Origin of the sequence: Nonomuraea dietziae (assembly GCF_014195505.1) — a bacterium.
Taxonomy (GTDB): domain Bacteria; phylum Actinomycetota; class Actinomycetes; order Streptosporangiales; family Streptosporangiaceae; genus Nonomuraea; species Nonomuraea roseola.
Genome location: NZ_JACIBV010000001.1, coordinates 3,590,616 through 3,605,355, shown reverse-complemented (window position 1 = coordinate 3,605,355; position 14,740 = coordinate 3,590,616). Strand labels below are relative to the sequence as shown.

At 64.7% G+C, this 14,740-nt stretch carries 7 protein-coding genes, 3 rRNA genes and 1 pseudogene; 5 read left to right on the top strand and 6 right to left on the bottom strand.

Going from position 1 to position 14,740, the window contains the following annotated elements; all coding sequences use genetic code 11:
- Positions 1 to 207 precede the first annotated feature (207 nt).
- The 3 genes and pseudogenes from FHR33_RS17175 to FHR33_RS17165 form a co-directional block, all read right to left on the bottom strand.
- A complete protein-coding gene (locus FHR33_RS17175) occupies positions 208 to 912 on the bottom strand; it encodes a cytidylate kinase family protein (RefSeq protein ID WP_183648548.1) in 705 nt (234 codons plus the stop codon).
- A 145-nt stretch (positions 913 to 1,057) separates the two neighbouring features.
- Positions 1,058 to 1,270, bottom strand: a pseudogene (locus FHR33_RS17170) (IS256 family transposase); the annotation flags it as partial.
- Between the two features lie 94 nt (positions 1,271 to 1,364).
- Complete coding sequence (locus tag FHR33_RS17165) at positions 1,365 to 1,778, bottom strand: hypothetical protein (protein ID WP_183648546.1); 414 nt, start codon at positions 1,776 to 1,778, stop codon at positions 1,365 to 1,367.
- 147 nt (positions 1,779 to 1,925) lie between these two features.
- On the opposite strand from FHR33_RS17165, the gene FHR33_RS17160 reads away from it, so the two are divergent.
- Positions 1,926 to 2,777 (top strand): prenyltransferase/squalene oxidase repeat-containing protein, encoded by an 852-nt coding sequence (locus FHR33_RS17160; protein WP_246451983.1) that lies wholly within the window; start codon positions 1,926 to 1,928, stop codon positions 2,775 to 2,777.
- 805 nt (positions 2,778 to 3,582) lie between these two features.
- Here the strand turns inward: FHR33_RS17160 and FHR33_RS17155 are convergent.
- Complete coding sequence (locus FHR33_RS17155; protein ID WP_183648542.1) at positions 3,583 to 4,236, bottom strand: helix-turn-helix transcriptional regulator; 654 nt, start codon at positions 4,234 to 4,236, stop codon at positions 3,583 to 3,585.
- A 198-nt stretch (positions 4,237 to 4,434) separates the two neighbouring features.
- Positions 4,435 to 5,490: an AI-2E family transporter gene (locus tag FHR33_RS17150; protein ID WP_183648540.1), complete on the bottom strand. Its 1,056-nt coding sequence runs from the start codon at positions 5,488 to 5,490 to the stop codon at positions 4,435 to 4,437.
- Between the two features lie 527 nt (positions 5,491 to 6,017).
- Here FHR33_RS17150 and FHR33_RS17145 point away from each other — a divergent pair.
- The 4 genes from FHR33_RS17145 to FHR33_RS17130 all read left to right on the top strand — a co-directional run bounded on the left by FHR33_RS17145 (position 6,018) and on the right by FHR33_RS17130 (position 12,834).
- A 16S ribosomal RNA gene (locus FHR33_RS17145) occupies positions 6,018 to 7,539 on the top strand.
- 360 nt (positions 7,540 to 7,899) lie between these two features.
- Positions 7,900 to 11,008 (top strand): 23S ribosomal RNA (locus tag FHR33_RS17140).
- Positions 11,009 to 11,083: 75 nt separating this feature from the next.
- Positions 11,084 to 11,200: ribosomal RNA gene (gene rrf / locus FHR33_RS17135) — 5S ribosomal RNA — on the top strand.
- The 16S, 23S and 5S rRNA genes sit together here, the layout of an rRNA operon.
- 395 nt (positions 11,201 to 11,595) lie before the next feature.
- The gene (locus FHR33_RS17130) at positions 11,596 to 12,834 is read left to right on the top strand and encodes a S1 family peptidase (protein WP_183648538.1); all 1,239 of its coding nucleotides are present in this window, start codon (positions 11,596 to 11,598) and stop codon (positions 12,832 to 12,834) included.
- Between the two features lie 372 nt (positions 12,835 to 13,206).
- On the opposite strand, the gene FHR33_RS17125 is transcribed toward FHR33_RS17130, so the two are convergent.
- Positions 13,207 to 14,676, bottom strand: coding sequence for a phosphodiester glycosidase family protein (locus FHR33_RS17125; protein WP_183648535.1), 1,470 nt, complete (start codon positions 14,674 to 14,676; stop codon positions 13,207 to 13,209).
- Positions 14,677 to 14,740: the final 64 nt, after the last annotated feature.

Sequence of the window (14,740 nt, the reverse complement as noted above, 5' to 3'; positions counted from 1 at the left end):
AAGCAGCCCCCGCGCCACCGACGACCGCCTCTCGGGGAGACGCTACAGCGCCGGCGTCGCCTGCCTTTCGAGTCGCGTGTCTTGGGTGTCGCGTGCTCATGGCAGGGCTTCCATCGTTCCCGTGTGGGATGGCGGGCGGCGTGGTGGCGACAGCAGTCATTGGCGGCCTCGCCGGACTATGCCCTGCGGGCTTCTCCCGAGCAATCGTCACATCCTGTGGATCGATGAGTGTGGTCGGACTTCCAAGGTCGGCCGTTGGAGCCGATCGTTGTACACGATGACGTCGGCGTGCTCGGTTGGGCGGGCTGTGGCGAAGTAGAGCCGTTGGGAAGGGATATAGCGGTTGCGCCAGGACCGTTCGATTTCGGCGGTGTCGGCGGTGGATCCGGCCAGCGCTGTGCCTCGGTCCCGGGCGCGATCTACCGTCTTGTCGAATGGGACGGACACGAAGATGCGCAGGTCCCACCGGTCGATGAGTTCTGGGCGCAGGAGGAAGACGCCGTCGAAGAGCAGTACGGCGTCTGCGGGGGCGGTCGTGGCCGGCGGGGACGATGGGGTGTCGGTGTCTCTGTCGTAGACCGCATGTTGGAACTTTCTGTCTCCGCCTGGGCCCAGCGGATCGAGCAGGACCCAGCACAGCGCGGCGTGGTCGTGGGCGTCGAAGTAGCAGCCTTCGGCCGAGTACTGGCCGCGTCGGTAGCGCTGTGCACGGGGGAAGAGGAAGTCGTCGATGGTCGCGCGGATGACGTCGCGGTTCTGCTCGCGCAGGACGACGGCGAGCTCGTCGGCCAGCGTGGTCTTGCCGGCGGCGGGCGGCCCGTCGATGGCGACCCGCAGCGGGTGCGCGGTCGTGACGGACCTGATCGCCTCGGCCAGCCGACTGATGAGCTCGCCGCGGGTGCCTTGGTCCATTGCTGCCTCTCTCATGGTGTCTCTGTTCAGCGCCGCCCGTCAGGCTGCGTCGCCGGCTCGCGTTCGACGAGGACACCTCGTTCGAAGCGGGCTCCGGCGCGGACGAGGGCGACGAGGTGGGGTGAATTGACCGCGCGCCGGCGGGCCCGACGGCCGTCACCGGGGCGCACATGCCACGCCGGGCGCACTCGCGCAGCAGGTCGGCCCGTGACTCGGTCGACTCGCGGTAGCCGTCGGCGAGCGCGATGAGTTCCTCGCGGACGTCGGCGCGGACTCCGATCATCACCAGCAGGCATAGCTTGTGCTCTTCCAGCCGGATGTTGACATGGGTTCCGTCGGTTCACAGGTAGACGTAGTCCATCGCAGGGTTCTTCCACGCCGTGCTTTCCCGCAGGCCCCGCTGGGTCCATCCCGCCTTCAGGCGGCTCGCGTGTCGACGACCGGGGCGCTGGCTATTCCGTGACGACCAGCCGTACGAGGTGCCCGTGTGTGGCGTAACCGGGAGGGTCGCCCGGCATCACGCCGGTCACGCAGTCGAAGGTGGCCGGGGCGCTCTGCCGTACGAAGAACGAGGGCTCGGCGATCGCGGCCAGCAGCCTGATGACGGCCCTGTACACCTTGATCCCCTCGAGCGGCTCGTCGGGACGTACGGTCACCTCGTACACGCCGTCCTCCTGCAGCCGCTCGCCCAGCACCTGCCAGCCGGGGGCGCGGCGCAGGTGGGGCAGCAGGTGGGCGTGCGGATCCTCGGCCACCCACCCGGGCCTGGAGGCGGCCTCGGTGAGAGCGTGAAGGGCAGGCAGGATCGAGCTGCCGTCGCTGATCCCGGAGAACCGTTCGTCTGTGTCCCAACGCCGCTGTTCCATGCCCCCGATTGTGACAACCAGAGCCGCCCTTGTGACCAGATGACCGACTCCCGTTATCGCAGCCGCCGTGCCTCCAGAAGCCGCCAGGTCAGGGGATGGCTGATTTCTACAAGGCGGCGGCCACGTCCCCGTCGTACGTTGAAGGGCATGGAACGTGAAGCGGAGCGATACCTCCAGCTGAATGCCAGGCTCATCGAAAGGCTCAGGTTCGAGGCGCTCTACAGGGGCGGTTCGAAGGAGCGCGTGCTTCAGGTCCTGCGCGGGTACCAGAACCCCGACGGCGGCTTCGGCCACGCCATGGAACCCGACCTTCGAGGCCCGTCCAGCCAGCCGGAACCCGTCGAAGTGGCGTTCTGGATCCTGGACGAGCTCGACGCCTTCGACGCCCCGATGGTCGCCGCCGCCTGCGACTATCTGGTCTCCATCACCACGAAGGACGGCGGCGTGCCCTTCGTCCTCCCCAGCGTCAGCGAGGCGCCGCACGCGCCCTGGTGGGAGCCCGAGGACGACCCGCCCGGCAGTCTCATCCCCACCGCTTCCATCGCCGGACTCCTCCACAAGCACGGTGTGCGGCACCCGTGGCTCGAGTCCGCCACCTCGTTCTGCTGGAGCGCCATCGCCGGGATCGAGGAGACCACGCCGTACCACGCCCGCGCCATCGTCACCTTCCTCGACCTGGTCGACGACGGGGAGCGGGCGGACGCGGAGTTCGCCAGGCTCAAGGAGGCGATTCTCGCGACGGTCACGATGGATCCCTTCGCGGAGGGCGAGGCGCACTTCCCCCTGGACTTCGCGCCCGCGCCGCTGCGCCACCTCTCCCTGTTCTCGGATGAGACTCTCGCCGAGCACCTCGACGCGCTGGTCCGGCTGCAGACGCCCGAGGGCGGGTGGGAGCCCAACTTCCCCATGTGGACGCCGCTGGTCCGCCACGAATGGGGCGGCTACCTGACCGTGGCCACCCTCAAGACCTTCCGCGCGTACGGCCGCCCGACCACCTGATCTCACTGCGGCGTCTTCCCAACGAGGACGATCCACCGCCTTCCCGAGTCCCTGGCTGAGCCTGTGCGCCCTCCCGACCCCCGGCAGCGTCTCCACCAGTGATTCGGGACGGAACATCCGGATCCCGCGACCGACCCCTCCTTGACCGGCTCCCGCGATCGGTATCCCGCCACGGGCCCCCTCGATCGGCACTCCGCTCGCACCGGAACGACCCAACGGGAAGCGCAGCCACGGGGCTCGCGCACTCTCGGGACCCCCGGCCTGCGGGGCCTGGCTCCCAGGACCCGGCCCCTTGGGAGTCCCCACGCTCTCGGCCCCGAACTCTCGGTTACCCAGCCACTCGGTACCCCGTGGTCCTAGGCAACCCCTGGCAACCCAGATGCTCGGGAACTCTCCGGGTCCCAGCAGCCGGCTTCCCGGTAACCGGGCGTTCTCGGCAACCGGAGGCTTGGTAACCGGGCGTTCTCGGCAACCGGAGGCTTGGTAACCGGGCGTCCTCCGCAACCGCAGGCTCGGTCACCCGGGGGCCTCGGTAACCGCAGGCTCGGCAACCCAGCTCCGAGGTGATCCGGGGTCTCGGGCGCACCCTCGATCCCCGGCAACACCGTGGTCTCGGACATCAGACCTTCCCGAAAGCTGTACTTCAGACAGGCCGGCCCTTCGGAGTCTCATGAAGTCGCGCGCTCTCCCTCCGATGAACGCCATCGGTCCCGGGAAGACCACGCGAGTTGAATGGCCCCCGCCCAGCTGAATGGCCTCCTCCCAGCTGACTCGAGCCGCCGTCGCAGCGGGACGCGAGGGCATGTCAGGCCGCGACGAGGAGGCCGCTCATCGGGACGCCGCTCAAACGTCTCACCTCGTGGGAGAGATGAGCCTGATCGGTGTATCCGCTCTCCGCGGCCACCGTGGCCAGCGGCACCCCCGATCGGGCCAGGCTGAGCGCCCGTTGGAACCGCACGATCCGCTGCAAGGTCTTCGGCGAGTAGCCGAACGCCGCCACAGCCCTCCTGTGCAGGTGTCGCTCACTGAGTCCGAGATCCCACGCCACCTCTCGCACCGATGACCCACTCCGCAGCGCGGCGGCGATGGCGGGGGCCGCGGGGTCCGGCGCGGCGCTCTTCCGCAACCGTTCGGCCAGGGCCTCGAGCGTCAGATCAGCGGGAAGCCCGAGGTCGGCGAACGAAACGCGTTCGTCGCGCAGCTCGCCGGCCGGTACGCCGAGCAGCCCGCCCAGTGCGCCCGGCCTGAACCGGATGCCTCTGTACACGTCGCCCGCGCGCATGCGCACCGGGACGGGCCCTGTGTCCGGCCCCGCCACGTGGGGCCCTTCTGGCCCCCAGATCAGGTCGACGCAGGCGTCGGGCACCACGATCTGGGTGCCTTCCTCCGCGCAGTCCTGCTTCCACAGGCAGGCCACCCGATCGGCGAGCGACGCACCAGGGCTCCATTCCGCGTACATGCTGTCCACGCTACGACCCGCCACCGACACTTCGCCGAAGCGTCCCTGCGCTGCTGAGGTGCCCGGCCGGGGGAGGTTCCACGTGACGGTGGCCAGCCGGAGTCCCGCTGGAGTACGCGTGATGGACGGGCGCCCGCCACGTGACCGCGGTGGGCTGTGGGTGGCTTCGCCGTACCGGAAGATGCGGGAACGGAAAGGTTACGGAGAGCCGGTCGGGCGAGGGGACGGGTCGCCCGAGACGAGGGCGGCGGCCCAGCGGGCGCTGGGGTCGCTGTCGATGAGCAGGGCGCGCGCCAGCAGGCTGAGCGGGATCGCGAGCACCGCCCCGAGCGGCCCCAGCACGAACGTCCACACGATGAGCGACAACAGGGTCATCGTGGTCGAAAGCCCCACCGCGTCGCCGAGGAACTTCGGCAGGATGAACGACTGGAACACCACGTTGATGGCGCAGTAGGCGGCGATGACCAGGAGCATCTGCCGCACACCACCATCGAGCAGGGCGAGCATCGCGGGTGGGAGCAGGCCGAGCACGAAGCCGATGTTCGGGATATAGGTCGTGATGAGCGCCAGCACTCCCCAGAGCAGTGGCAAGGGGACGCCCAGCAGCGCCAACGCCGCCACGTCGAACGCGGCGCAGATGATCCCGAAGACCGTGGAGACCAGCAGATATCGCCGCGTCTTTCCGGCGAAGGTGGCAAGGGAGGAGACCAGGGCGGGTCTGTGCTGCCTGCCCGAATCAAGGATCTTCGCCATCACCGGCGCGTCGAGGGACATCGCCAGCAGGAGCACCACCATCAGGAACAAACCCGACAGGACGGCCAGCAGACTCGCCAGCAACGCCTGGGCGAGACTCAGTACCTTGCCCGGGTCGAAGGACTGAATCGCCTGGTTGAGCTGCGCGTTGCTGATGCCGTGCTCGGTGGCGAAACGTTGCGCGTCCGCGAGAAGTTGCTGGAACTCCGGGGCGTAGGTGGGGAGGATCCCGGCAAGCTGGGCCATCGAGATCGTCAGCACCCCGACCATCCCGAGCAGGACGAGCACCACGATCAGGAACGGCACCGCCACCTGTGCCCAGATGGGAGCGCCGCGCGAGCCGAGCCACCTCCGTACGGGGGAGACGGCGATCACGAGCACGAGCGCCAGGACCAGGGGGCCGACGATCGAGGCGACCTCGCGCAGCCCGAACAGCGTGACGACCGCCCCGGCCGCCGTGAGCAGGACGATCAGCGCCCGCGGGGCCGAGTGATCGTTCATTTCGCCTACATACCCCGGCATCCCATGCGAACACCGCCCAAAGTGCCCGATCCACTACGACAGGTAGCTGAACCCTCTCTACCTGTACGGCAGAGCGTCGATTTGACGGTTGGCGGGGTCGTACATAGAGTTCACCAGTCCCAACCGGTCGGCGATGATCGCCGACCATCCAGGGAAACCTCCTTGACCAACTCCGCACCTTCGATCGTCATGTTCGCGGGTGAGTCTGATTCGACAGGAATCAGATGTCGGCGTAAGTTAGAGGGGTTGCCCCGGAAACGGGGCGGTCTGGATTTCCGCAGGTCAAACCGATGAAGTCAAATCACTGAATTTGACACCAATCGGAAGGGCTGAAAGAATAAGGACATAACGAAGCGAGTGCCACCGGGCAGGTGACGGTGAATGCGTCCGTTTCTTGAGAACTCAACAGTGTGTTAAAAGCCAGTGCATGATGCACAACCCCGTCCATTGGACGGATTCCTTTGGTTGGAACATTCATGTTTCAGCCGGGAGAAATTCTCAAACATTGTTTGGAGAGTTTGATCCTGGCTCAGGACGAACGCTGGCGGCGTGCTTAACACATGCAAGTCGAGCGGAAAGGCCCTTCGGGGTACTCGAGCGGCGAACGGGTGAGTAACACGTGAGCAACCTGCCCCTGACTCTGGGATAAGCCCGGGAAACTGGGTCTAATACCGGATACGACCGCCCCCGGCATCGGGTGGTGGTGGAAAGTCTTTTCGGTTGGGGATGGGCTCGCGGCCTATCAGCTTGTTGGTGGGGTAGTGGCCTACCAAGGCGACGACGGGTAGCCGGCCTGAGAGGGCGACCGGCCACACTGGGACTGAGACACGGCCCAGACTCCTACGGGAGGCAGCAGTGGGGAATATTGCGCAATGGGCGAAAGCCTGACGCAGCGACGCCGCGTGGGGGATGACGGCCTTCGGGTTGTAAACCTCTTTCAGCAGGGACGAAGTTGACGTGTACCTGCAGAAGAAGCGCCGGCTAACTACGTGCCAGCAGCCGCGGTAATACGTAGGGCGCAAGCGTTGTCCGGAATTATTGGGCGTAAAGAGCTCGTAGGTGGCTTGTCGCGTCTGCCGTGAAAGCTCGCAGCTTAACTGCGGGTCTGCGGTGGATACGGGCTGGCTAGAGGTAGGTAGGGGAGAACGGAATTCCTGGTGTAGCGGTGAAATGCGCAGATATCAGGAGGAACACCGGTGGCGAAGGCGGTTCTCTGGGCCTTACCTGACGCTGAGGAGCGAAAGCGTGGGGAGCGAACAGGATTAGATACCCTGGTAGTCCACGCTGTAAACGTTGGGCGCTAGGTGTGGGGATCTTCCACGATCTCCGTGCCGGAGCTAACGCATTAAGCGCCCCGCCTGGGGAGTACGGCCGCAAGGCTAAAACTCAAAGGAATTGACGGGGGCCCGCACAAGCGGCGGAGCATGTTGCTTAATTCGACGCAACGCGAAGAACCTTACCAAGGCTTGACATCGCCCGGAAAGCTGCAGAGATGTGGCCCTCTTCGGACTGGGTGACAGGTGGTGCATGGCTGTCGTCAGCTCGTGTCGTGAGATGTTGGGTTAAGTCCCGCAACGAGCGCAACCCTTGCTCCATGTTGCCAGCAGGCGCTTCGGCGTGCTGGGGACTCATGGGGGACTGCCGGGGTCAACTCGGAGGAAGGTGGGGATGACGTCAAGTCATCATGCCCCTTATGTCTTGGGCTGCAAACATGCTACAATGGCCGGTACAGAGGGTTGCGATACCGTGAGGTGGAGCGAATCCCTAAAAGCCGGTCTCAGTTCGGATTGGGGTCTGCAACTCGACCCCATGAAGTCGGAGTCGCTAGTAATCGCAGATCAGCAACGCTGCGGTGAATACGTTCCCGGGCCTTGTACACACCGCCCGTCACGTCACGAAAGTCGGCAACACCCGAAGCCCGTGGCCCAACCAGCTTGCTGGGGGGAGCGGTCGAAGGTGGGGCTGGCGATTGGGACGAAGTCGTAACAAGGTAGCCGTACCGGAAGGTGCGGCTGGATCACCTCCTTTCTAAGGAGCAGCGACCGGTCTTGATCGGTCTACGTCGAGGTCATCAGCGAACGTCTGATGCTCGGCAGCTCATTAGTGGAGCACTGGCTACTCAACCAGGTCTGGTTGCCTGCGGGTTAGTACCGCCTTCTTCGGAGGGAGTGGGAACGGCCGCGAGGGGGCTGGAACTGGTTGGACACACTGTTGGGTCCTGAGGAAACGGACCGGATCATGGGGCCACCCGCTGCGGGTTTCGCATGGTGGCCTGATCCTTCTGTTCCGCCTCATGCAGGGCCATGGAACGGCCGGGCGTTTTGCCGGGTCGGGATGTGGTTGCTGTTTGTTGTTTGAGATTTGCATAGTGGACGCGAGCATCTTTGTGGCCAAGTTTTTTAGGGCACACGGTGGATGCCTTGGCATCAGGAGCCGATGAAGGACGTGGGAGGCTGCGTTAAGCCTCGGGGAGTCGCCAACCAGACGTTGATCCGGGGATGTCCGAATGGGGAAACCTAGCACCAGTCATGTGGTGTTGCCTCCGCCTGAATGTATAGGGCGGTTGGTGGTAACGCGGGGAAGTGAAACATCTCAGTACCCGTAGGAAGAGAAAACAACAGTGATTCCGTGAGTAGTGGTGAGCGAAAGCGGATGAGGCTAAACCGGGCATGTGTGATAGCCGGCAGGCGTTGCATGTTCGGGGTCGTGGGACCCTCTGGTGGTTTCTGCCGAGACCACAAACAGTGAGAAACCTGTCTGATAGTTGAAGCCTCTGGGAAGGGGCGCCGTAGACCGTGAGAGCCGGGTAGGCGAAATCGGATGGGCTGTTTGAGGGGATCCCAAGTAGCACGGGGCCCGAGAAATCCTGTGTGAATCTGCCAGGACCACCTGGTAAGCCTAAATACTCCCTGATGACCGATAGTGCACTAGTACCGTGAGGGAAAGGTGAAAAGTGCCCCGGTGAGGGGTCGTGAAATAGTACCTGAAACCGTGTGCCTACAAGCCGTAGGAGCTTACATCAGCTTGCTGGTGTGTGATGTGACTGCGTGCCTTTTGAAGAATGAGCCTGCGAGTTATGGTGTGTGGCGAGGTTAACCCGTGTGGGGGAGCCGTAGCGAAAGCGAGTCTGAATAGGGCGTTTGAGTCGCATGCTGTAGACCCGAAGCGGAGTGATCTACGCATGGGCAGGTTGAAGCGAGGGTAAGACCTCGTGGAGGACCGAACCCACCAGGGTTGAAAACCTGGGGGATGACCTGTGTGTAGGGGTGAAAGGCCAATCAAACTCCGTGATAGCTGGTTCTCCCCGAAATGCATTTAGGTGCAGCGTCACGTGTTTCTTGCCGGAGGTAGAGCACTGGATGGCCGATGGGCCCGACAAGGTTACTGACGTCAGCCAAACTCCGAATGCCGGTAAGTGAGAGCGTGGCAGTGAGACTGCGGGGGATAAGCTCCGTAGTCGAGAGGGAAACAGCCCAGATCACCGACTAAGGCCCCTAAGCGTGTGCTAAGTGGGAAAGGATGTGGAGTCGCAGAGACAACCAGGAGGTTGGCTTAGAAGCAGCCACCCTTGAAAGAGTGCGTAATAGCTCACTGGTCAAGTGATTCCGCGCCGACAATGTAGCGGGGCTCAAGTACACCGCCGAAGTCGTGGCATTGATGAGAAGGTGTTCTTGTTGATGGGTAGGGGAGCGTCGTGCAGCCGGCGAAGCAGCAGAGTGATCTAGTTGTGGAGGCTGTGCGAGTGAGAATGCAGGCATGAGTAGCGAATGCAGGGTGAGAAACCCTGCCGCCGAATGACCAAGGGTTCCTGGGCCAGGCTAATCCGCCCAGGGTAAGTCGGGACCTAAGGCGAGGCCGACAGGCGTAGTCGATGGACAACGGGTTGATATTCCCGTACCCGCTTTAACACGCCCATATCGAACCTCGTGATGCTAAGAGTCCTTAAGCCCCGCAGCGTCCTTCGGGACAAGTGGTGAGGCTGAACGCTCGATCCGATCGGGTAGTAGGTAAGCGATGGGGTGACGCAGGAAGGTAGTCCAACCCAGGCGATGGTTGTTCCTGGGGTAAGCATGTAGGGCGAGGGATAGGCAAATCCGTCCCTCATATAGTCTGAGATGTGATGCCGAGCCGATTGTGGCGAAGTGGATGATCCTATGCTGCCGAGAAAAGCCTCTAGCGAGTGTTGTGGCGGCCCGTACCCTAAACCGACTCAGGTGGTCAGGTAGAGAATACCGAGGCGATCGGGTGAACTGTGGTTAAGGAACTCGGCAAATTGCCCCCGTAACTTCGGGAGAAGGGGGACCTCTGCTGGTGACGAAACTAGCTTTCTGAGCTGGTGGGGGTCGCAGTGGCCAGGGGGAAGCGACTGTTTACTAAAAACACAGGTCCGTGCGAAGTCGTAAGACGATGTATACGGACTGACGCCTGCCCGGTGCCGGAACGTTAAGGGGACCGCTTAGCGCAGCAATGCGCGAAGGTGAGAACTTAAGCGCCGGTAAACGGCGGTGGTAACTATAACCATCCTAAGGTAGCGAAATTCCTTGTCGGGTAAGTTCCGACCTGCACGAATGGCGTAACGACTTCCCCGCTGTCTCAACCGCAGACCCGGCGAAATTGCACTACGAGTAAAGATGCTCGTTACGCGCAGCAGGACGGAAAGACCCCGGGACCTTCACTACAGCTTGACATTGGCGTTTGGAACGTCTTGTGTAGGATAGGTGGGAGACTGTGAAGCTCGGACGCTAGTTCGGGTGGAGTCATTGGTGAAATACCACTCTGGTCGTTTTGAACGTCTAACTCTGGTCCGTGATCCGGATCGGGGACAGTGTCTGGTGGGTAGTTTAACTGGGGCGGTTGCCTCCTAAAGAGTAACGGAGGCGCCCAAAGGTTCCCTCAGCCTGGTTGGCAATCAGGTGTCGAGTGTAAGTGCACAAGGGAGCTTGACTGTGAGACTGACGGGTCGAGCAGGAGCGAAAGCTGGGACTAGTGATCCGGCGGTGGCATGTGGAAGCGCCGTCGCTCAACGGCTAAAAGGTACCCCGGGGATAACAGGCTGATCTTCCCCAAGAGTCCATATCGACGGGATGGTTTGGCACCTCGATGTCGGCTCGTCGCATCCTGGGGCTGGAGTAGGTCCCAAGGGTTGGGCTGTTCGCCCATTAAAGCGGTACGCGAGCTGGGTTTAGAACGTCGCGAGACAGTTCGGTCCCTATCCGCTGCGCGCGCAGGAGACTTGAAAGGGGCTGTCCCTAGTACGAGAGGACCGGGACGGACGAACCTCTGGTGTGCCAGTTGTACCGCCAGGTGCACGGCTGGTTGGCTACGTTCGGAAGGGATAACCGCTGAAAGCATCTAAGCGGGAAGCTCGCCTTGAGATGAGGTCTCCCACCACGTGAGTGGGTAAGGCTCCCGGTAGACGACCGGGTTGATAGGCCGGAGGTGGAAGCACGGTAACGTGTGGAGCTGACCGGTACTAATAGGCCGAGGACTTGACCACAAAGCACGCTTTTCATTAAGCACTGTTGCTCGCGTCCACTAAGCAATTCTGAGACAACAAATGGTCTCGTAGGGTTGCGGCGGTTATAGCGCAGAGGAAACACCCGGTTACATTCCGAACCCGGAAGTTAAGCTCTGCAGCGCCGATGGTACTGCACTCGGGAGGGTGTGGGAGAGTAGGTCGCCGCCGCGCAATCTTTGTATGGAAGGGCTTCACCCGTTGGGTGGGGCCTTTCTGCATTTCGGGGGCTTTTCTGTTGTCCAGGCGGGCTTTTGCTTCGTGCGCGCTTCTCCAATCAGGCGGATATCCCCCTCGAACGGTACATGCAGCTTCACCGCCGCTCGGCCGCCGTTCTCCTCGGACAGCCACGTCGGGCTCATGGGCTTGGCGGGCACCATCACCGCCACACGCTTCTGATCGACATTCCGGGGAACCCGAGGTGGCCCGGTGTGGTGGTGAAGCGCCTCGCAAGGCGTTCGAAACCGGACGTCGGTCGTCTGTAAGCTCCTCGCCGCACGCTCGCTCCAACGACGTATCCAAGGGGCGGGACCATGCGCAGTCGACGTGTACCAGCAACAGCCATCGCCATGGCACTCTCAGCAGCGACACTCGCGCAGGGGATCGCGCATGCCGACCCGCGCCCGCGAGACATCGCCGTGGGCACCCGGCTCGCGGCCAGGACCAACCCGGCCGTCCAGCTGATCGGGATGTCCTACAGCGGGACGGTCATGGTTCCCTCGCCCGCCCCCACCGCGGCTTTCACCGCGCTGTTCGCCAAGGCGGAGAAGCACGCGAAGGCCGGTCGCATCCCGGCTGACCATCAGAGCCAGGTCAAGTGGGTGCTCAGGACGGCGTCGCGGAACGTGGGAAAGTACCTCGTGCCAGGTAAGCCCGCCAGGAAGGCGGCCACCGAGGTCAGCTCCATCTGCACGGGCTGGTGGATCACGCCGGACGGCTACATGGTGACCGGGGCGCACTGCGTGGCCACGGACAACGCCCTTCTCCGCCAGCGGTTCGCCGAACTGGCGCTACCCAAGGTCATCGAGGCTGACGTGCGCGGCTTCCTCAAGAGCGTGGCGGGGTTCGCCCAGCCCGACGACGGCATGGCGAAGCTGGCCAGGACGCTGTTCACGGCCTACGACCTGAAGGTGATGCGGGTGACGGGCGTGCGGAAGCGGCTCGCCGTCAAGATGCACGACGGGAAGGGCAGGATCAGCGTTCGCGCTCTCGGGCTGGTCGCCAAGGGCAGCGATTATCCGGGGGTGGACTTCGCGCTGCTGCGGATGAAGGGGGCGCGTAACCTCCCGACGCTGTCGCTCGGGCGGGACGGCGATGTCAGGGTGGGCGACTACCTCTACATCAGCGGGTTCCCCGGCATCACGGTGTTCAACGCGACGCTGGACGAGCGGTCGAGGATGTATCCGTCGCTGACCGAGGGCGCGTACAACGTGAAGCGCACGACCGTGAGCGGCGTGCCGTACCTGCAGGCGCAGGCGCCGTCCTACGGAGGGAACTCCGGCGGACCGGTGTTCAGCAAGGAGGGGAAGGTCGTCGGCACCCTGATCGCGGGTGCCCGGCAGGTGGACGGCGCGGACACGGAGAACGCGAGCTTCGTGCTTCCTGTGGGCGTCGTCAGGAAGCGGCTGGCGGCGGCGGGCGTGGCGCCGGTGATGTCGGAGACGTCCAAGGTGTACGACGCGGCGCTCGACGACTACTTCGCCGGGCGGAACAGCCGGGCGCTGGAGAGGTTCTACCGGGTGCGGGAGCTGTACCCCGCGCACCCGTATGTCGGCGCCTTCATCACCGAGCTGAAGTCGTCTCGCTGAAGTGACTGGGCCGGCTCGGGTCGCTGGGCTGAGATCGCCGCTGAGCGAAGTCGAAACCGTCCCGGCGACATGGCTCAGATCGGGGCTGCCGACCGAGCCCCTAAGAGATCGCCGGGGACCCCGCGGCTCCCGGCGGTAGTGCAGGGAGACCGGCGGCATGCCCTGGCGATCGGCGGAACCTCAAGGACACCCCGAAGGATCGGCGACGCCACGAGGAGAAACGGCTGATGACGCGGGGCCCAGGCGGCATTTCCTAGAGATCGGAGGGGGAGGCCCCCGGAACCGGCGGCCTCCGGGGGAGGCCCCTGGAAGCCGCCGGTGCCTCGAAGGAGGCGCCGGCGGAGACTCAGGGAGCGACCCCGGTGCAGCGGGTCAGGGGAGGACCAGGAGGGCGTCGCCCACGGCGCGCTCTCCTCCGTCGGAGGGCTGGTTGACGACCTTGCCGCCGACGACCATCGCGGTCGAGCCGCCGCCGTCCAGGTTGATCGCCTGGACCGCGCCCAGCCACTTCATCAGCTGCGCCGCCTCGATCATGTTCGCGCCCACCGTGATGCCCGGCTTGCGTCCGTCGACCGTGGCGAGCACCAGCCCGCCCGACCTCGTCACGCCGAGGAGGGTGCGCGGGTGGCGGCGGAGGATCATGTTGACCGAGTCGTGGCCGTCGCGCTTGGCGGTCACCTTGATGCGGCCGTTGCGGATGAGCCCGACGCCGCCGCCGATCACGCTGACGTCGGGGGTCAGGGCGATCCTGCGCCCCGTGCGCTCGTCGATGACCTTGGTGTCGACGGTCACGCTCCACTTCTCCCACGCGTGCTCCCACAGCCAGTCGGCCGCCGCGCCCGCGCCGTGCAGGATCCGCGCGCCCTTGGGTACGGCGCCGCCCGCCGTCCGCAGGGCGATGACCTTGCCTGAGGCGTCGAGGACGGCCTCGGCGCCGCCGTTGGCCGGGGTCTTGGCGCCGTACTCCTCGGTGTAGAGGATGAGCTCGTCCGTGGTGCCGAGCCGGTTGACGCCGTTGATGTCGAGGCGGGTGCCGTCCTGGGAGATGGCGGACATCTTGGTGGTGAGCTCGGTGATGCGGGCCGTACGGCCCTTGAGGACGACGGCCGAGCGGCCGGGGACGGCCTCGCTGAGCAGCCTGCCGCCGACCACGGAGATGCCGACGGGCTCTCCGCGCAGCGCCGGAGAGGTGTGGATGTTGAAGAAGCCGCCGTTGACGGCGGCGATCGCCTTCCGCGCACCGGCCATCGAGGAGGTGGTCTCACGCTTGGCGACGCTCGTGCCGAGGCTCGCGGCGTAGGAACCCTTGAACCTGCGCGGGTCGACGGTGAGGACCTGCATCTGCCACGGGCCCGTCGTCTTCACCCCGTCGTCGCCGAGGTAGTCGGCGCGGGCCTTCACCCCCGCGTCGGACAGCTCCTTGGCCGCCTTGACGGCCTTGTCCTTGTCCTTCAGCGGCCAGAGCCCGACGCGGACCATGAAGATCTCCTCGGACGGATCGTCCGAGACGGCGGGACGGACCACGCGCTGCACGCTGGCCGTCTGGCCCGCCGCCTCCACCTCGGCGGCCTTCGCCTCGGCGGTCTCGCGTCTGCCGTAGTCGCGCCCGCTGGGCATCAGCACGGTGACGGTGTAGCCGTCGTTGGCGGTCCCGGTCGCGACGCTGTAGAGGTCGATGCCGCCGCCGACGCTCTTGTGCGTCTTCGCCGGCAGCCCGCGCTCGCCGAGGGGGAACCTCGTCGAGGGGAAGGGGGCCGACACCTCCTCTGCCGTGGCGGGCACCGCAACGGTGACCGTGAGAGCGGCGGCCATGGCAAGGCCGACGAGGGTGCGTCGAGACATGAAAAACTCCCCAGAAGGACGGCAACCGATCCATACTGGCGAGATCAACAGCGCCCAGTCAGCC

Excerpts from the sequence above, each read along its gene's own strand:
- FHR33_RS17175 (WP_183648548.1), bottom strand. The coding sequence starts at position 912 with ATGGACCAAGGCACCCGCGGCGAGCTCATCAGTCGGCTGGCCGAGGCG.
- FHR33_RS17165 (WP_183648546.1), bottom strand. The coding sequence starts at position 1,778 with ATGGAACAGCGGCGTTGGGACACAGACGAACGGTTCTCCGGGATCAGC.
- FHR33_RS17160 (WP_246451983.1), top strand. The coding sequence starts at position 1,926 with ATGGAACGTGAAGCGGAGCGATACCTCCAGCTGAATGCCAGGCTCATC.
- FHR33_RS17155 (WP_183648542.1), bottom strand. The coding sequence starts at position 4,236 with ATGTACGCGGAATGGAGCCCTGGTGCGTCGCTCGCCGATCGGGTGGCC.
- FHR33_RS17150 (WP_183648540.1), bottom strand. The coding sequence starts at position 5,490 with ATGAACGATCACTCGGCCCCGCGGGCGCTGATCGTCCTGCTCACGGCG.
- FHR33_RS17130 (WP_183648538.1), top strand. The coding sequence starts at position 11,596 with ATGGCACTCTCAGCAGCGACACTCGCGCAGGGGATCGCGCATGCCGAC.
- FHR33_RS17125 (WP_183648535.1), bottom strand. The coding sequence starts at position 14,676 with ATGTCTCGACGCACCCTCGTCGGCCTTGCCATGGCCGCCGCTCTCACG.